Origin of the sequence: Denitratisoma sp. DHT3 (assembly GCF_007833355.1) — a bacterium.
Taxonomy (GTDB): domain Bacteria; phylum Pseudomonadota; class Gammaproteobacteria; order Burkholderiales; family Rhodocyclaceae; genus Denitratisoma.
In genome coordinates this window covers 2,453,163-2,470,461 of the sequence record NZ_CP020914.1, presented here as the reverse complement: position 1 = coordinate 2,470,461, position 17,299 = coordinate 2,453,163, and the positions used below count along the sequence as shown (strand labels likewise).

The window sequence follows — 17,299 nt, the reverse complement described above, 5'->3', positions numbered from 1 at the left end:
CTCCTTGTGGCGTCAGACGGCGATGAACTCGCCGCCGTTGGCGTCGAGGATGGCCCCGGTCATCGCGGTGGAGTAGTCGGAGACCAGGAACAGGGCGACCCTCGCCACTTCGTCGTCGGTGACGATGCGACCCAGGGCCATGTTGGACTCGAGCTGTTTGATGAATGCCTCCTCGCTGATGTTCTGCGCCGCCGCCATTGCCTTCACGCCGCCTTGCACGGGCACGCCCCACATCCAGCCGGGGTAGACGCTGTTGACCCGGATGCCGTGGCGGCCCACTTCCTTCGCCAGGTACTTGGCGGCCACGGTCAGGGCGCCCTTGGAGGCGGCGTAGCCGGCCTCGCTGGGGAAGGGCTTGCGGGTGGCCATGGTGTTGACCATGGCGATGGCGCCGCCCCCGGATTTTTTCATGGCCTGGATGGTCTCCTGGGACAGGTTCATGGTGCCGACCACGTTGGTGTCGAAGACGCGGCGCCAGTCCTCCAGATCGGCGCTTTCCACGGGCTCGAAGTTGCCATGGTAGACGGCGCTGTTCACCAGGCCGTCGATCCGGCCGAAGCGGGCCACGGTGGCTTCCACCAGGCGCTTGCACTGAGCCCGGTCGGTGATGTCGGTGGTCTGCTTGAGCACTTCGCAATCCGGCGCCACGGCCTTCATGCGCTGCTCGGCATCGTCCAGGTTGGCGGCGGTGCGGGCGGAAATGGCGACCTTGGCGCCCTCCCGGGCAGCCTCGATCGCCAGCTTGACGCCGAGGCCCGGGCCGATGCCGGAAATGATGACGACCTTGTTCTTCAGCAGCATGGTGGTTCTCTCCTCTCGTGGTGTTATCGGTTCAACTCATGTGGGGCAGAATGTAGCGCTCCCGGTATTCGGCGAAGTCCTGCTTGATCTGCGCCTCGGAAAGCCCGAAGTGCTCAATGGCGTATTCGTGCAACGGCCGCTTCTCGCGGCTGTTGGCGTCAAGGAAGGCCTGCATCCTGTCCTTGGTGTCCGCGGGGAAGCTGACCCCGAGAAAGTCGTAGATGGCGCGGACCACTTCCAGGGGCTGGGTCAATGTATCGGCGAACCAGACGTCGAGGAAACGCCCGGGCGCACAGTGGTCTCGGTAGCGCATCGTTTCCTTGGTGCCTCGCGCCCAGATGTCCGACCATTGGCGTCCGGCCCGGGCCGGGTCGGGATCGGCCATGTAGAGCTTCCACAGGTTGTCGGTGAAGCTGGCGATGGAGGGGATGGTCTGCAATGGATCGCGATGGGTCTGGATCACCCGGGTGCCGGGAAAGACCTTGAACAGCACGTCGATCTGGCGCAGGTGGTGGGGCGCCTTCAGCACCCAGTCGCTGGCCGCCTCGCCCCGCTGGCGTTTTTGCCACTGGACGAACTTCAACATGCGTTCCAGGTATTCGTAGGCCGGGGTCTGGTCGTGGTCCCACATCCATTGGGTGTAGCTGGGAATGTCGACATAGGCGTCGAAAAAGCTCTGGAAGGAATGCTCCAGTAGGATGCCTTCCTCGTCGGCGGCGGTGGCGTCGAAGGGGTGAATGGAGAGCAGGGTGGGATTGGCGTCCACCATCATCTTCACTTCAGCCTTGGCCATTTCGACGCGTGGGTCGGCTTCGCCGCTGTCCGACGGTCCCAGCGGCACGGGGAAGCGGGTCTCCCACCAGAGCATCGGATAGAAGCGCGGATCGCAGCTGAGGATGCGTTGCAGCAGGGTGGTGCCGGTGCGGGGCAGGCCGATGATGACAATGGGGCCGCAGATCTCTTCCGCTTCGATTTCCGGATGGCGGGCATAGTAGTCCTCCATCAACAGGCGATTGTGCAGCAGTCGGCTGATGTGCTCACTCATCAGCTGAACGCCGAGTTCGGACAAGCCTCCTTCCTCGTTCAATGCCTTGAGCAGCGCGATCAGCGCGGGACGGAAGCGCTCGTCGCCGAAATCGGCGAGGCCGCCGGCGCGGCGGCGGGCCTCGGCCATCAGGGTGTCCATGTCGAAGGTCATGCGCATTGCTCCTTGGCGATGTCGGTGAATTTCACCAGCCGGGTCGTAATCTTCGCCGTGGCGCCGCCGGCGCCGATCACGCGGAACAGGCTGGTGCCCAGCCGGTGGCCGGCGGTGGTGAGCCAGTTGGGGTGGCCCGGATCGCGGTGGGCGATGACGATGGTGACGCTGCCGTCCGGGTTGTAGTGGGCGCCGTGGCAATTCACGTGGATGCGGTGGTGGCGGTAGTCCAGGGACTCCATCCAGTAGTTGTCCACCTGGAAATTCCAGAACTCGCAGGGCGGCACCACGGCGTCGATCACCATTGCCTCGTCTTCGCCGAATTCCCAGTAGCCGTGGTGGTAGGCGATGTTGGGGTCGCCGCCGGCGGCCTGGAACATCGCCTGGTCGCCCAGCGGAATGGTGTTGCAGTGCTCCTTCCTGAACAGCGCCGCCCAGTCGCAGAACAGGCGGGCGGTGTTCTCCGTGTAGTGGCCGGCGGCCATCAGGCTGGCGGCGAAGCGCGCCGGGTCGAGCGGCGCCGGGGCGCCACCATGGCCGATCCGTTCGATCGAGAATTCGGCGGCCTTTTCCCGCCGGCGGTCATGGAAGGTCTGGCGGATCAGCAGCATGTGGGACGTCTCTTCCATCGGCAGCCAGTTGCCGCTGGCGGGGCGTTTCGCCGAGACCAGGATCTCGAAACCGCCGTCGGCATCCACCTGCATCTCCTGGGCGTTCAGCAGCCCGGTGCCCTCCAGCTTGCTGCCCGCCTTTTCGTAGCCGCCCTTCTTGGTGGCGAAGTTCAGCGTCGGCACCGTGCCGCGACTGCCGCGGATGCGGTATTCGTTCCGGCCGTTGATGCGGGCCGTCTGGTAGAGGTTGTCCGGATTGTCGGCGCCGATCTTGATGGTCTCGTGGGAGGGAATCACGAACGTCGGGAAATCCGCGTCGGCGCCCTCCACCATCATCTCCAGGCCCGCCCGCACCAGGCGCGACAGGTAGCGCATGCCCTCGGCCTGGTCGAAGGCGGTGTGCGGCGTCTCCGGGCGCAGCAACTGCCGGCCGGCGCGCTTCAGGGTATCGCAGTAGGCCTCCCAGAGCTGGCCGCTGAGAATCTGTTGTTCGTTGGATGTGTTTGTCATGGATGCTCCTCTTCAATGAAGTCGGCCGTCCAGGGCACCCTGGACGCCGCTGCCGCTTGCCGCCATACTGCCCGTTCCCGTCGATCCGCAATGCCTATGGAAGTTTGCAAGGATTTCTCCGCCTGGCGCGAACTTTCGGCCCGGCTGTTTCCCGGCACCCGCATCGCCGAGGCGGCGCCGGAGGATTTCCATGGCGCCTGGTCGGCGTGGTCGATGGGGGAAATCGGGTTCCACGAATTCTTCGTCTCGGCGCCGATCGCCATTGGCCGCCACGCCGACGGCCGGACCACCGACGCGCCGCCGGTGCTGACCCTGTTCCTGGTGCAAAGCGGGATGCTGCGCCATCGCCAGTTCGGCCGCGAGGCCGCCTCCAGCACGCGTGCGCTGTCGCTGGTGGATGGCTGCTCCCCCTACGCGGCCTGGCAGTCGGCGAACTTCCACAGCCTGGTGGTCAACGTGCCGACCGGCATCCTCCAGTCGCGCCACGGCGATCTGCGGCCAGCCTGCGTGACGCCGCGCAGCGCCCACTTCGGCGGCGGCAGCGTGCTGTGGAATTTCCTGATCAACATCTGGCAGCGCCGCGACGAGATCGCGCCCGGCGAGGTACCCGCGCTGTCGGCGGCCCTGCTGGACCTGATGGGGGTGCTGTTCCATCCCGGCGAGGCGGCGGATTCCGGCGCCCTGGCGCGCAACCGCACCCGGCTGCTGGACCACATCAGCGCCCACCTGCCCGATCCCCAGCTCGGCGTCGCCTCGATCGCCGCCGCCCTGGGCCTGTCCACCCGCCATGTGCACACGCTGATGGAGGCCACCGGCAAGACCCTCTCCCGCTACATCCTGGAGCAACGCCTGGAACAGTGCATGAAGGCGCTGGGCAACCCCCTGCTGGCGCACCTGACGATCACCGAGATCGCGCTGCAGTGGGGCTTCAACGACATGTCCCATTTCAGCCGGGTGTTCCGCGGCCGCTACGGCGAGTCGCCGCGCACCCGCCGCCAGCGCCTGGCGGGGCAGGAGCAAGGCGATTGAGGATGATGGCGCGGGGGCGTGCATGGCGTCCATTCTCGCCGCAGGGGCGCAAGCGGAACTTGTTTCATCGGGAGCGCCGACTTGTCCAGATGTGCGCCGGCACCGCCGAGCCCGTGCGGCATCGGCCATGAACGGCAGTGCCGCCCTCGTCTGGTTCCGCCGCGATCTGCGGCTGGATGATCAGGCCGCGCTTGCGGCGGCGCTGGGTGGACATGAACGAGTCTGGTGCGCCTTCGTCTTCGACCGGGAAATCCTGGACGCCTTGCACGGCCGCAGCGTACGGCGCGTGGCCTTCCTGCTCGAATGCCTGCGCCAGCTCGATGCCGCACTGCGTCAGGCCGGCGGTGGCCTGATCTGGCGCGAGGGCCGGCCCGAGGATGAGATTCCCCGCCTGGCGGCGGAACTGAACGTGGCGGCAGTCTATGCCAACCGCGACTACGAACCGACGGCGCGGCGGCGCGACGCCGCGGTGGCCCGCCGCCTGGCGGCCGATGGACGCGCGATGCGAGGCAGCAAGGACCAGGTGATCTTCGAGCGGGACGAGGTGCTGAGCGGCGCCGGCCGTCCCTATGCGGTGTTCACGCCCTACCGGCGCGCCTGGCTGGCACGCCTGACGCCGCAGGATCTGGCGCCCCACCCGGTGCAGCCGTGGCTGGCCCGGCTCGCACCGCCGCCGCTGCCGGCGCCTCTGCCCGATTTGGCTCGGCTGGGCTTCACGGCGGAACCCGCTCCGCTGCCGCCGGCCGGCATGGCTGGCGGCGAAGCCCTGTTCCAAGAGTTCGCCGCGCGCATCGACGACTACGCCGAGCGCCGCGACATCCCCGCGCTGGCGGCCACTTCGGGGCTGTCGGCGCACCTGCGCTTCGGCACCGTGTCGATCCGGCGCCTGGCGGCCTTCGCCCACGGCCGCGCCACCCTGATGGCCAGCCGCGGGGCGGAGGTCTGGCTCTCCGAGCTGATCTGGCGCGAGTTCTACCAGATGCTGTTGTGGCATCACCCGTACCTGGTCGATGGCTGCTTCAAGCCGGCGTTCGACGCCCTGGCCTGGGCCGACGACCCGGCACCGTTCCTGGCCTGGTGCGAGGGCCGCACCGGCTATCCGCTGGTGGACGCGGCGATGGCCCAGCTCAACCGGACCGGTTTCATGCACAACCGGCTGCGCATGGTGGCGGCCTCGTTCCTGACCAAGGATCTGGGGCAGGACTGGCGGCGCGGCGCCGGCTATTTCGCCGAACAGCTGATCGATCACGACCTGGCCGCCAACAACGGCGGCTGGCAGTGGGCCGCCTCCACCGGCTGCGACGCCCAGCCCTGGTTCCGCATCTTCAACCCAGTGGCCCAGTCGGAACGGTTCGACCCCGGCGGCGTCTTCATCCGCAGCCAATTACCGGTGCTGGCGGCCGTTCCTGATCGTTTCATCCACGCGCCCTGGCAGATGAGTCATCAGCAGCAGACGGCTTGCGGGGTGCTCATCGGTCGCGACTATCCGGCGCCCCTGGTCGACCATGCCCTGGCCCGGCAGCGGACCCTGGAACGCTTCCGGCAGATCAGTCCGCGGCTGCGTTGAGCAGCTGTTGCGCTTCGTCGATCAGCCGGTCGATGGTGTCGCGGTCCGCGTCCGCCGGTACCGGCAGATGCACGAACTCCAGGGCGATGGCGGCGCCGGGCAGCGGGATCAGGAAGTTGTCCCAGTGGGTGCCGCGGATCGCCCAGCGGCAGCGCACCCGGCACAGATAGAGCGGCACGCCGGCGCGATGGGCGGCGACCACCGCACCGGCCTTCAGCACCCGCGCCGGCCCGCGCGGCCCATCGGGGGTGAGCAGCACCCGGTGGCGGCGCGCCGCCGTCACCAGTTCGGTCCAGGCCTCCTTGTTGCCCTTGGAGGAGGAGCCGCGGATCACCGTGTAGCCCCAGCCTTCGAGCAGGCGGGTGAGCAGGCCGCCGTCGCGGCTGCGGCTCACCAGGGCGTGCGGGCGCCGGGCGGCGAGGTGTTTCCAGACCGGCAGCATCTCCCCGTGCCAGAAGGCGACCACCGCCGGCTCGGGCGGCAGCGGGCCGCGCGCGCGGATGCGCCAGGTGAGGGCCAGCAGACGAAACAGGGCGGGACCCAGCTTGGCGAGTTGACGGCGGAAGGATTTGAGCATCGGCGGATGCGGGAAATCGACGGGTGCGTATTGTCCACGATTCGTCCCCCGATTGGTTTCCCATGGACCGCGTCGGCCGCCCTTCCCGGTCGGGCGGCGGGCGGCGATCGGTTAGAATGGGCGCGTCTATCGCAGCTTTTCCCGCCGCCCATGCCTTCCCTCGCTGCCGAATCCGCGCTGCCCCTGGTCCTGACCTTCGCCGCCACCGATCCCACCGGCGGCGCCGGCATCCAGGCCGATCTGCTCACCTTGGCCAGCATGGGCTGCCACCCGCTGTCGGTGGTGACGGCGATCACCGTGCAGGACACGGCCGGCGTCGAGTCGGTGCTGGCGATCGATGCCGACTGGGTCGCCGACCAGGCCCGGGCGCTCCTGGAGGACATGCCCGTGGCGGCCTTCAAGCTGGGCCTCCTGGGCAGCGTGGAGACCATCGCAGCCATCGCCGAGATCGTCTCCGACTACCCGGACATTCCGCTGGTGCTGGACCCGGTGCTGGCCTCGGGGCGGGGCGAACAGCTGGCCGACGAGGAGATGGTGGCGGCGATGACCGAGCTGCTGCTGCCGCAGACCTCCATCATCACCCCCAACAGCCTGGAGGCCCGGCGCCTGGCGCTGGACGAGGACAACGAGGACGACCAGCCTTCGCTGTCCGAGTGCGCGCGGCGCCTGATCGTGGCGGGCTGCGAGTACGTGCTGGTCACCGGCACCCACGAACACACGCCGCAGGTGGTGAATACGCTCTACGGTCCGCGCGGCCAGTTGCGGGCCGACCGCTGGGAGCGCCTGCCGGGCAGCTACCACGGCTCGGGCTGCACCCTGGCGTCGGCGATCGCCGCCAACCTGGCGCAGGGGGTGGAGATCGAGGAGGCGGTGCGCGAGGCCCAGGAATACACCTGGCAGGCCCTGGCGGCGGGTTTCCGCCCCGGCATGGGCCAGTACATTCCCGACCGCCTGTTCTGGGCGCGCGGCGAAGAGGACATTGCGGAGCCGGCTGCGGGCACCGCGGGCAACGCACCCGGGGGAGTGCGACCATGAGTCTTGGCAAGCGCGCAATGCTGCGCGGGCTCTACACCATCACCCCGGACGACATGCTGCTGCCGCGGCTGTCGGCGATGATCGGCATGGTGCTGCGCGGCGGTGGGCGCCTGGTCCAGTATCGCAACAAGACGGCGCCCGCGCCTCTGCGCCGGGCGCAGGCGGCCGAATTGCTGCGCGTCTGCCGCGCCGTCGGCGCCTTGTTGATCGTCAATGACGACCTGCCGCTGGCGCTGGAGATCGGCGCCGACGGCGTGCATCTGGGCGACAGCGACGGCGACGCGGTCGCCGCCCGCAAGGAACTGGGGCCCGAGCGCATTCTCGGTGTTTCCTGCTATGCCGATCTGGACCGCGTCGAGGCCGCGGCCAGGGCCGGCGCCGACTACGTGGGCGTCGGCAGCGTATATGTCTCGGGCACCAAACCGCAGGCGATGCGCGCCTCCCTCGACCTGCTGGGCGAGGCCAAGCGCCGTTTCGAACTGCCGGTGGCGGCGATCGGCGGCATCACCCTGGAGAACGCCCCCGCGGCGATCGCCGCAGGGGCCGACATGGTGGCCGTGATCACCGACCTCTTCGACGCAATGGACATTTCCGCACGGTCGGAAGCCTTTCAGAACCTGTTTTTTGCGAACCAGACATGACTCTCAATGAAAAGCTCTTCGCACGCGCCCAGCGCACCATTCCCGGCGGCGTGAATTCCCCGGTGCGGGCCTTCCGCGCCGTCGGCGGCACGCCCTGCTTCTTCAGTCGCGGCGAGGGCGCCCACGTCTGGGACGCGGACGGCAAGCGCTATATCGACTACGTCGGCTCCTGGGGGCCGCTGATCCTCGGCCACGCCGACCCTGACGTGGTGGCCGCCGTGCAGCAGGCCGCGGCGCGGGGCCTTTCGTTCGGTGCGCCGACCGAGGGCGAGATCGAACTGGCCGAGCTGCTGGTGCGACTGGTGCCGAGCATGGAACTGGTGCGCCTGGTGTCGTCCGGCACCGAGGCGACGATGAGTGCGATCCGCCTGGCCCGCGGCTACACCGGGCGCGACCTGATCATCAAGTTCGAAGGCTGCTATCACGGCCATGCCGACAGCCTGCTGGTGAAGGCCGGCTCCGGCGCACTCACCTTCGGCAACCCCTCCTCCGGCGGCGTGCCGGCAGACCTGGCCCAGCACACCCTGGTGTTGCAATACAACGACCCGGCCCAACTGGCCGAGGTCTTCGCGCATCATGGCGAGCGCATCGCCTGCGTGATCGTCGAGCCGGTGGCGGGCAACATGAACCTGATCGCGCCGACCCAGGAATTCCTCAAGGCGCTGCGCGAACTCACCCAGCGGCACGGCGCGCTGCTGATCTTCGACGAGGTGATGACCGGCTTCCGCGTCGGCCTGGGCTCGGCCCAGGGCCTGTTCGGCATCACCCCGGACCTGTCCACCTTCGGCAAGATCGTCGGCGGCGGCATGCCGCTGGGCGCCTTCGGCGGTCGGCGCGAGGTGATGGAGAAAATCGCCCCGCTCGGGCCGGTGTATCAGGCCGGCACCCTCTCCGGTAATCCGCTCTCGGTTGCGGCTGGTCTAGTGACCTTGAAAAAGATCCAGGCGCCTGGCTTCTACGACGTCCTGGCGGCCCGCACCCGCTCGCTCACCGAGGGCCTCACCGCCGCCGCGCAAAAGCACGGCGTGCGCTTCTGCGCCCAGTCCGTGGGTGGCATGTTCGGCCTGTATTTCGCCGCCACGCCGCCGCGCAGCTACGCCGAGATGATGGACAGCGACCGCGACGCCTTCAACCGCTTCTTCCACGCGATGCTGGAGGCGGGAATCTATTTCGCCCCCGCCGCCTTCGAGGCCGGTTTCGTCTCGATCGCGCATACCGAGGCGGACATCGCCGCCACCGTGGCGGCGGCGGACGCCTGGTTCGCCCGTGGCTGAGGCGGCCTCGTCCCTGCACTCCATGTCGCCCACCTTGTCGCCCCTGGCCGCCTGGCTGGTGCTGTTCGTCGCCGGCCTGTGCGAGGTTGGCTGGGCGGTGGGGCTGAAATACGTGGACGGTTTCAGTCGCCCCCTGCCTTCCCTGCTCACCCTGGCCCTGATGGCGGCCTCGGTGCTGCTCCTGGGCTGGTCGCTGAAGGCGCTGCCGCTGGGCACCGCCTACGCGGTGTGGACCGGCATCGGCGCGGTCGGCACCGCCCTGCTGGGGATGGTCCTGTTCGGCGAGTCGCGCGAGATCGTCCGCCTGGTCAGCATCGGCCTGATCGTCGCCGGCATCGTCGGCCTGAAAACGTTTTCCTGATTTAAAGGCTCGCCCCCCTTCGCCCCCCTCCGGGGGGGCGATACGGCTCGCTGCGCTCGGGTGTTTGGGGGAGCTTCGTAGCGGCACCGATGCGTTGCGGCTGGCGCCGCGTGCCGCTTTTCCTTGGGACGGCCCGGCGGAAAAGCTCGTTTTTTACGCTAATTCCTAATTCCGCACGCTGTCGATCACGACCTTCAGGTTCTTCGCGCCCGGGGCGGTCGGCGCGGAGAAGCCTTCGATGTCGCCGGCGCGGGCGATCGCGTCGCCGCTCTTGGAGATGCGGGCGCCGACGATCACTTCCGGGAAGTCGGAGAGTTTCATGTCGGGCGTCATCATCTGGCTGTCGCCGAGCTCGAACGCGGCCGGCAGCTCGGCCACGGTCTTCTTCAGGATGGCCAGCGGCATCTTGGGACCGTTGGCGGCGCGCGCGAAGATGAACACCGTGTCGCCCGGCGCGGCCTTGGCCTTGACCGCGGGCGCCAGCGAAACCGTGCCGGAGACGCTGTCGGCGGTTGGTGCCTTGGCGGCGGCCGGCTTGCTCTGCTGTCGCGCGGCGGGGGGCTGGCCGGCACCGCCGCCCATGCGCTCCCGGGCTTCGCGGATGCCGTTCTGGATGCCCTCGGCGAGTTCGTTGTCCGGCGGCAGCCGGGCGAGGATTTTCTGCCAGTGGGCGATCGCCTGCGCGTAGTCGTGCTGGTCGAAGGCGGCGGTGCCGGCCAGCGCCAGCGCCTTGACGTTGTCGGGGTCGGCCTGCAGGGCCTGGCGCAGCAGCTTCTCCGGCTCGCCGCGCAGGCTGCGTCCCTGCGCCATGGCCATTGCGTCGGCATAGTCGGCCAGCATCTGGGCGTTGGGCGACAGCAACGCGGTCGCCTTGCCATAGGCGGCGGCGGATTCGGCGAACCTGCCCAGCGCGGCATAGGAACGGGCCAGCATCAGCCAGCCCTGGCCGTCGTCGGGAGATTCCGCCATGCGTTGCGCCAGGCGCTCGACCATGGCGGCAACCTGTTCGGGGGTGGCACTGTGGGCGTCGCTGCCGGCACCCGTCTGCTTGCCCGCGATCAAGGCATCCGGGGTGCCCTGGAAGGCGTAGATGCCGACCGTCAGCAGCGGCAGCAGCAGCGCGATGGCGACGGCCAGGGCGGCGCGCGGTGCCTGGAGGGGGCGGTTCGGGGACAGGGGCGCATCCGCCAGCGCGTCGTCCAGCGCGCGGCGCTCCAGTTCCTCCTTGGCCTGCGCGTAGGCGTTGTCGTCCAGGGTGCCTTCGGCCCGCTCCCGCTCCAGGTCGGCGCGCTGCTCGCGCAGCACCATCAGGCTCAAGGCCCGGGCTTGGCCGGGATCGCCGGCGTCGGCCGGGCGGGTACGGATCAACGGCAATACCAGGGCGGCGATGACGGCGACCAGCAGGGCGCCGACGATGATGATGAACAGGGTCATGCCCCTTCCTTCCCATTGCTATCCAACAAACGCTCCGCCGCCGCCCTTTCCTCGACGGAAAGCGGTGCCGCCACCTGCTGGCGGCGTTTGCGCAATTTCACGAACAAGACGCCCAGCCCGCCCGCCAGCAGCAGGAACGGTCCGATCCAAAGCAGCCAGGTGTTGCTCTTGACCGGCGGCCGGTACAACACGAAATCGCCGTAACGCTGGACCAGGAAGTCGGTGACCTGCTGTTCCGTCATGCCCTTCCTGAACATTTCGCGGATTTCGTTCTTCAGGTCGATGGCGAGTTCGGCGTGGGAGTCGGCCAGGTTCTGATTCTGGCAGACCAGGCAGCGCAGGTCTTCCGCGATGGCATGGACCCGCGCTTCCAGCGCCTGGTCCTCGGCCGCCGGGGCGGCTTCCTTGGCCAGCACCGGCGCGGCGAGGCCGGTACAAAGCAGCAGGCCGGCGAGGAGAATGAATTTACGCACCGTCGAGTTCCTTGATCAGCGGAATGATTTTTTCCTTGAGCGCCTCGGCCGTGATCGGGCCGATCTGCTTGTAGCGGATGGTGCCGGCCTTGTCGATGACGAAGGTCTCGGGCACGCCATAGACGCCGTAGTCGATGCCGACCCGGCCGTCGTGGTCCCAGGCCGAGAGCTGGTAGGGATCGCCGTGCCGGGCCAGCCAGGCCTTGCCGGCGTCGCGTTCGTCCTTGTAGTTGAGGCCGACGATGGGAACGATGTCCTGGCGGGCCAGATCCACCAGCAGCGGGTGCTCCTGGCGGCAGGAGACGCACCAGGAGGCCCAGACGTTGAGCAGCCAGACCTTGCCTTTCAGGTCCGCCGGCGCGATGGTCCGGTCGGCCGCGTGGAGCTGGGTCAGGTGGAAGTCGGGAGCCGGCTTGCCGATCAGGGGCGAGGGCACCTCGCGCGGATCGAGGCGCAGGCCGACGGCCAGAAAGCCGACGAGGACCACGAAAATGCCCAGGGGCAACAGAAAGCGGCGCATGTGGTCTCCTCAGGTTTTGGCGGTCGCGGCAGTGGTGGCGTTGGCGGCAGTGGCCGCGCGCGCAATCCGGTAGCGGCGGTCGCTGGCGGCCAGCACGCCGCCCAGGGCCATCGCCAGGCAGCCCCACCAGATCCAGGTCACCAGGGGTTTGGACTGGATGCGGACGATCCAGGTGCCGGCGTCGACCGGCTCGCCCAGCGCGACATAAAGGTCGCGCAGGACGCCGGTGTCGATCGCGGCCTCGGTCATCGGCATCCGCTGCACGTTGTAGATCCGCTTCTCGGGCGTCATCACCGCCAGCTTCCTGCCTTCGCGGCTGACCTCGATGCGGGCCTTGTTGGTGATGTAGTTGGGGCCCGGCAATTCCTCGATGTCGTTGAACGTGAAGGTGTAGCCGCCGACATGGGCGGCGTCGCCCGCCGCCATGCGCACTTCGGACATGCTTTCGTAGCCCTTGACCACGGTGACGCCGAGAATGAACAGGCCGACGCCGGCGTGGGCCAGCAGCATGCCCCAGTAGGCGCGCGGAATCGCCGCCAGGCGGCCGCCAATGGAGGCGCCGCCCTTGAGGCGCTGCGCCAGTTGCACGGCGCTGGCGCCGAGACACCAGAAGCCCAGCCACAGCCCCAGCGAGACCAGGGCGGAGCCGTGGCCCAGCAGGAAGGGCAGTCCGATCGCCGCCGGCAGCAGGACCACGGCCAGCCAGCGCAGGCTCGCCGGTAGGTCGCTGCCCCGCGCGGCCTTCCAGCGGGCGAAGGGGCCGATGCCGATCAGGATCGCCAGGGGCACCATCAGCGGCACGAAGACGGCGTCGAAATAGGGCGGACCGACGGAGATCTTGCCCAGGTTGAGGGCGTCCAGGAACAGTGGATAGAGGGTGCCCAGCAGCACGGTGCCGGCGGCCGCCGAGAGCAGGACGTTATTCACCAGCAGCAGCGATTCGCGCGAGAACAGTTCGAAGCGTCCGCCGAGGCCGACTTTGGGCGCGCGCCAGGCGAACAGGGTGAGCGAGGCGCCGACCACCAGAGCCAGGAAGCTGAGGACGAAGACCCCCCGTTTCGGATCGGTGGCGAAGGCGTGGACCGAGGTCAGCACCCCGGAGCGGACCAGAAAGGTGCCCAGCAGCGACAGGGAGAACGCCAGGATCGCCAGCAGCACGGTCCAGTTCTTGAAGCTGCCGCGCTTTTCCGTGACCGCCAGGGAATGGATCAGCGCGGTGCCCACCAGCCAGGGCATGAAGGAGGCGTTCTCCACCGGATCCCAGAACCACCAGCCGCCCCAGCCCAGTTCGTAGTAGGCCCAGTAGGAACCCAGCGCGATGCCCAGGGTGAGGAAGACCCAGGCCACCGTGGTCCATGGCCGCGACCAGCGCGCCCAGGCCGCGTCCAGCCGGCCCGAGATCAGGGCGGCCAGGGCGAAGGCGAAGGCGACCGAGAAACCGACATAGCCCATGTAGAGCAGCGGCGGGTGGAAGGCCATGCCCGGATCCTGCAGCAGCGGGTTGAGGTCGTTGCCGTCGGGCGCGGGCGGCAGCATGCGTTCGAAAGGATTGGAGGTGAATAACAGGAAGGAGAGGAAGCCGATGCTGATCAGGCCCATCACCGAGAGCACGATGGTCACCGTTTCCTCGGGCAGGCGCCGGCTGAACAGGGCGACGCCCAGCGCCCAGAGGGCGAGGATCAGCGCCCACAGCAGCATCGAGCCTTCGTGGCCGCCCCACACCGCCGCCACCTTGTAGAACATCGGCAGCAGGGTGTTGGAGTGCTGGGCCACGTAGTCGACCGAAAAGTCGTTGCTGACGAAGGCCTGGGTCAGGCAGCCGTAGGCCAGCGCGACGCAGCCGAACAGCGCCACCGCGCCCGGCCGGGCCAGGCCCATCAGGCGATGGTCGCCGCGCAGGGCGCCCGCCAGCGGCAGCACGCCTTGCACCAGCGCCACCGCCAGCGCGGCGATCAGGGCGAAATGCCCAATCTCAGGAATCATGGGGTTTCTCCTAAACCAGCCAGGCTGGAATCAAACATGAGAGGCTTCGACAACGGGTTGTGCTGCCTGGTTGAAAAGGCAGCAGGAAACCCCTCCCCTCCCGGCCTCCTCCTCTCCGGGGGAGGTGACTGACTTGTTCGCTACGCTCAAACATTCGACTGGCCGTTCCATTATTTGCTGTTGCACGCTAAATCGGCCAAGTCGGCACCAAACAATCCCGACCTTGACCATGCGGACGGCGGGATAGTTCATTCCAGCGCGATCCTCAATGCCGCGGCGGCGGCCCAGGGGGCGAAGCCGACCGCGGCCAGGGTGACGGCCGCCAACAGGGACAGGTGGGCCTGTGGGTCCAGCCCGGTCAGCGTCGCATCGACGGCGCCGGCGCCGAAAATGAGCACCGGAATATATAGGGGCAGCACCAGCAGGGCAAGCAGCACGCCGCCGCCGCGCAGGCCCAGGGTGAGCGCGGCGCCGATGCTGCCGATGGCGGAGAGCGCCGGGGTGCCCAGCAGCACCGAGAGCGTCAGGATCGTCAATGCGTCGGTCGGCAGGTCGAACTGCAGGCCCACCGCCGGCGCGATCAGCGCCAGGGGCAGGCCGGAGAGCGCCCAGTGGGCGAGGATCTTGCCCAGCACCAGCAGCGGCAGGGGGTGGGGCGTCAGGGCCAACTGTTCCAGGGTGCCGTCATGGAAATCGTCGGCGAACAGGCGCGGCAGGGAGAGCATGGTGGCCAGCAGGGCGGCGACCCAGACCACGCCGGGGGCGAGCCGGCGCAGCAGATCCGGCTCCGGACCGACGCCGAGGGGGAACAGGCTGACGACGATGATGAAAAAGAACAGCGCGGAGGCCAGGTCGGCCTGCCGCCGCATCGCCAGGCGCAGATCGCGCGCCGCCAGACAGTAGAGGGCGCTCAGCATTGCGCCATCCCCGCGCCGCCGGGCGCCGGGCGCGCGCCGATCCATTGTTCGCGGACGGCGCCGGCGCTGATCGCCACCGGCTGGTGGGTCGTCATCACGCACAGGCCGCCGCGCTGCAGGTGGCCGCCGATGAGTTCCGTCAGCCAGCCCACCGCGGCGGTGTCCAGGGCGACGAAGGGCTCGTCCAGGATCCACAGGGCGCAGCGCTTCTTCACCAGCCGCGCCAGGGCCACCCGCCGCTTCTGGCCCTGGGAGAGGTATTTGCAGGCGATGTCCTCGCGGCCGGCCAGCCCCACCTGTTCCAGGGCATCCACCGCGTCGTCCTCGGACAGCGCCTCGCCGGCGAGGCGGGCCGAGGTCAGCAGGTTCTCCAGGGGAGTCAGGTCTTCCTTGGTGCCGTTGTGGTGGCCCAGGTAGCACAGCTCGGCGCGGTACTCCTCGGCCTGACGGCCGATCGGCCGGCCCTTCCAGAGGATCTCCCCGCCGGCCGGCGGCAGCAGCCCCACCAGCATGCGCAGCAGGCTGGTCTTGCCCGCGCCGTTCTTGCCCTGCAGATACAGCAGTTCTCCCGCGTCGAGGGTGAAGCCCAGGTCGGAGAACAACTGGCGCTCGCCACGCACGCATCGGAGGTTCTGGGCTTGCAGCATGAGTTTGGATGGAAAAAGCGCGGACGGAGGAGCGTATCGGCGGGGCGGCACCAGAGCCTGACGTGGCGCAGTCTACCCGGAGATCGGCGGCCTCGGGTCCGGGCGGCGGCAAAAATCGGAATACGCCGGGGGATTGGCCGCGGAATCGCGCCGTGGCGCGCTTTTCGGGCCGCCGCGGGGGTGGAAGCGGCATTTGTCGCGGCGAACCCCGGCGCCGCCGCGCCGAGCGTGCGAGAATACGCCGTCCCAGCCCGCCGGCGCAGTGCCGGACGACCCGGATGCATTCTTGTGGCGAATAGGTTTTCGATATGAGCAGTCGATTGATCAATTGGTACCGTTTTGCTTCGCCGGCCACGTTCTATCCCCTGGCCGGACGCATGATCCCCTGGTTCGCGGCGGCGGCGGTCATCTTCGGCATGGCCGGGCTGTGGCTGGGGCTGCTGGTGGCGCCGACGGACTTCCAGCAGGGCGAGGGCTACCGGATCATCTTCATCCACGTGCCGGCCTCCTGGATGTCCATGTTCATCTACCTGGTGATGGCGTTCTGGGCGGCTCTCGGCCTGGCCTTCAACACCCGCCTCTCGGGCATGATGGCCACCGCGCTGGCGCCCACCGGCGCGCTGATGGCCTTGCTCTCGCTGTGGACCGGCTCGCTCTGGGGCAAGCCGATGTGGGGCACCTGGTGGGTGTGGGACGCCCGGCTGACGTCGGAGCTGATCCTGCTGTTCCTCTACATCGGCTTCATCGCCCTCCAGGCCGCGATCGACGACCCGCTCCGGGCCGACAAGGCGGGCGGCCTGCTGCTGCTGGTGGGCGTGATCAACGTGCCGATCATCTATTTCTCGGTGAAGTGGTGGAACACCCTGCACCAGGGGTCCTCGGTGAGCCTGACCAAGTCGCCGTCGATGGCGGCGATCATGCTCTGGGGCATGCTGCTGATGGCGTTGTGCTTCTGGATGTACTCGATCGCCGTGGCCCTGGCCCGGGTCCGCATCATCCTGCTGGAGCGGGAGCGCCACACCGAATGGGTCAAGGCGCTGCTGGCGGAGGACCGGACATGATCTACTGGCACAGTTTCGCCGACTTCATCGCCATGGGCGGCTACGGCGGCTATGTCTGGGGCTCCTTCGGCCTGACCGCCCTGATCATGGCGCTGGAACCTATCCTGGTCGCCCGCCGTCGAACCCGGACCATTGCGCGCCTCAAACGCCAGGCCCGCGCCGAAGCGAGGAATTCCCACGAATGAAACTCCGTCACAAGAAACTGGCCCTGATCGGCGGCGCCGTCGCCGTACTGGGCGTGATCGCCGCCCTGGTGCTGAACGCCCTCAACAGCAACATCGCGCTGTACGTCTCGCCCACCGACGTGCTGGCGGGCAAGGCGCCGCAAGGCAAGGCCTTCCGCATCGGCGGCCTGGTCAAGGAAGGCAGCCTGGCGCGGGAGGTCGACGGCGTCACGGTGCGTTTCGTGGTGACCGACACCGAGACCGACCTGCCGGTGAGCTACAAGGGCATCCTTCCCGACCTGTTCAAGGAGGGCAAGGGCGTCGTCGCCCAGGGGCGCATGGAGGACAGCGGCCGCTTCGTCGCCAGCGAGGTGCTGGCCAAGCACGATGAGAACTACATGCCGCCGGAGGCCGCCAAGGCGGTGGGCGACGCCCACAACCGGGCCGCGGAGAAAAAGGCGGCCCAGTCCCCGCAATGACGGACCCTGCGGGGGAC

19 protein-coding genes are annotated in these 17,299 nt (G+C 68.5%); 9 read left to right on the top strand and 10 right to left on the bottom strand.

Annotated features, from left to right (window positions below):
* Positions 1–12: 12 nt before the first annotated feature.
* From B9N43_RS11345 to B9N43_RS11335, 3 genes are read right to left on the bottom strand one after another with little or no spacing between them, the layout of a single operon-like run.
* Positions 13–801, bottom strand: coding sequence for an SDR family oxidoreductase (locus tag B9N43_RS11345; RefSeq protein ID WP_145842307.1), 789 nt, complete (start codon positions 799–801; stop codon positions 13–15).
* A gap of 31 nt (positions 802–832) precedes the next feature.
* Positions 833–1,999: a sulfotransferase family protein gene (locus tag B9N43_RS11340; RefSeq protein WP_222428716.1), complete on the bottom strand. Its 1,167-nt coding sequence runs from the start codon at positions 1,997–1,999 to the stop codon at positions 833–835.
* Positions 1,996–3,120: a DUF1214 domain-containing protein gene (locus B9N43_RS11335; RefSeq protein WP_145842305.1), complete on the bottom strand. Its 1,125-nt coding sequence runs from the start codon at positions 3,118–3,120 to the stop codon at positions 1,996–1,998. Before B9N43_RS11335 ends, B9N43_RS11340 begins: the two co-directional genes overlap by 4 nt.
* A 90-nt stretch (positions 3,121–3,210) precedes the next feature.
* On the opposite strand from B9N43_RS11335, the gene B9N43_RS11330 reads away from it, so the two are divergent.
* Both B9N43_RS11330 and B9N43_RS11325 read left to right on the top strand, forming a co-directional pair.
* A complete protein-coding gene (locus B9N43_RS11330; RefSeq protein ID WP_186453793.1) occupies positions 3,211–4,149 on the top strand; it encodes a helix-turn-helix domain-containing protein in 939 nt (312 codons plus the stop codon).
* A gap of 127 nt (positions 4,150–4,276) precedes the next feature.
* The gene (locus tag B9N43_RS11325) at positions 4,277–5,716 is read left to right on the top strand and encodes a cryptochrome/photolyase family protein (RefSeq protein ID WP_145842303.1); all 1,440 of its coding nucleotides are present in this window, start codon (positions 4,277–4,279) and stop codon (positions 5,714–5,716) included.
* Here the strand turns inward: B9N43_RS11325 and B9N43_RS11320 are convergent.
* Entirely contained in the window at positions 5,697–6,293 is a 597-nt protein-coding gene (locus B9N43_RS11320) for a lysophospholipid acyltransferase family protein (RefSeq protein WP_145842302.1), read from the bottom strand. The two genes, B9N43_RS11325 and B9N43_RS11320, sit on opposite strands and share 20 nt — an antisense overlap.
* 150 nt (positions 6,294–6,443) lie before the next feature.
* Here B9N43_RS11320 and B9N43_RS11315 point away from each other — a divergent pair, with 150 nt between their 5' ends.
* Genes B9N43_RS11315 through sugE form a run of 4 tightly spaced genes read left to right on the top strand, consistent with a single transcriptional unit; the run spans position 6,444 to position 9,604 of the window.
* Entirely contained in the window at positions 6,444–7,328 is an 885-nt protein-coding gene (locus B9N43_RS11315; RefSeq protein ID WP_145842301.1) for a hydroxymethylpyrimidine/phosphomethylpyrimidine kinase, read from the top strand.
* Positions 7,325–7,969 (top strand): thiamine phosphate synthase, encoded by a 645-nt coding sequence (thiE, locus tag B9N43_RS11310; protein ID WP_145842300.1) that lies wholly within the window; start codon positions 7,325–7,327, stop codon positions 7,967–7,969. Before B9N43_RS11315 ends, thiE begins: the two co-directional genes overlap by 4 nt.
* Positions 7,966–9,243 (top strand): glutamate-1-semialdehyde 2,1-aminomutase, encoded by a 1,278-nt coding sequence (gene hemL, locus B9N43_RS11305; protein ID WP_145842299.1) that lies wholly within the window; start codon positions 7,966–7,968, stop codon positions 9,241–9,243. The genes thiE and hemL overlap by 4 nt, the downstream gene beginning before the upstream one ends.
* 22 nt (positions 9,244–9,265) lie before the next feature.
* Entirely contained in the window at positions 9,266–9,604 is a 339-nt protein-coding gene (gene sugE, locus B9N43_RS11300; RefSeq protein ID WP_145843540.1) for a quaternary ammonium compound efflux SMR transporter SugE, read from the top strand.
* A 165-nt stretch (positions 9,605–9,769) separates the two neighbouring features.
* On the opposite strand, the gene ccmI is transcribed toward sugE, so the two are convergent.
* The 6 genes from ccmI to ccmA form a co-directional block, all read right to left on the bottom strand.
* Positions 9,770–11,038, bottom strand: coding sequence for a c-type cytochrome biogenesis protein CcmI (ccmI, locus tag B9N43_RS11295; protein ID WP_145842298.1), 1,269 nt, complete (start codon positions 11,036–11,038; stop codon positions 9,770–9,772).
* Positions 11,035–11,511 (bottom strand): cytochrome c-type biogenesis protein CcmH, encoded by a 477-nt coding sequence (locus tag B9N43_RS11290; protein ID WP_222428715.1) that lies wholly within the window; start codon positions 11,509–11,511, stop codon positions 11,035–11,037. The genes ccmI and B9N43_RS11290 overlap by 4 nt, the downstream gene beginning before the upstream one ends.
* A complete protein-coding gene (locus tag B9N43_RS11285; RefSeq protein ID WP_145842297.1) occupies positions 11,504–12,031 on the bottom strand; it encodes a DsbE family thiol:disulfide interchange protein in 528 nt (175 codons plus the stop codon). Before B9N43_RS11285 ends, B9N43_RS11290 begins: the two co-directional genes overlap by 8 nt.
* A gap of 9 nt (positions 12,032–12,040) precedes the next feature.
* Positions 12,041–14,014 carry a heme lyase CcmF/NrfE family subunit gene (locus B9N43_RS11280; RefSeq protein ID WP_145842296.1) on the bottom strand — a complete coding sequence of 658 codons (1,974 nt, stop codon included), beginning with the start codon at positions 14,012–14,014 and terminating at the stop codon, positions 12,041–12,043.
* Positions 14,015–14,262: 248 nt separating this feature from the next.
* The gene (gene ccmB, locus B9N43_RS11275; protein ID WP_145842295.1) at positions 14,263–14,931 is read right to left on the bottom strand and encodes a heme exporter protein CcmB; all 669 of its coding nucleotides are present in this window, start codon (positions 14,929–14,931) and stop codon (positions 14,263–14,265) included.
* Entirely contained in the window at positions 14,925–15,578 is a 654-nt protein-coding gene (gene ccmA / locus B9N43_RS11270) for a cytochrome c biogenesis heme-transporting ATPase CcmA (protein WP_145842294.1), read from the bottom strand. Before ccmA ends, ccmB begins: the two co-directional genes overlap by 7 nt.
* A gap of 308 nt (positions 15,579–15,886) precedes the next feature.
* On the opposite strand from ccmA, the gene ccmC reads away from it, so the two are divergent.
* From ccmC to ccmE, 3 genes are read left to right on the top strand one after another with little or no spacing between them, the layout of a single operon-like run.
* Positions 15,887–16,639: a heme ABC transporter permease CcmC gene (gene ccmC, locus B9N43_RS11265; protein WP_145842293.1), complete on the top strand. Its 753-nt coding sequence runs from the start codon at positions 15,887–15,889 to the stop codon at positions 16,637–16,639.
* Positions 16,636–16,824 (top strand): heme exporter protein CcmD, encoded by a 189-nt coding sequence (gene ccmD, locus B9N43_RS11260; protein ID WP_145842292.1) that lies wholly within the window; start codon positions 16,636–16,638, stop codon positions 16,822–16,824. The genes ccmC and ccmD overlap by 4 nt, the downstream gene beginning before the upstream one ends.
* On the top strand, positions 16,821–17,282 hold the full coding sequence (gene ccmE / locus B9N43_RS11255; RefSeq protein ID WP_145842291.1) for a cytochrome c maturation protein CcmE: 462 nt from the start codon (positions 16,821–16,823) through the stop codon (positions 17,280–17,282). The genes ccmD and ccmE overlap by 4 nt, the downstream gene beginning before the upstream one ends.
* The last annotated feature ends 17 nt before the right edge of the window (positions 17,283–17,299 follow it).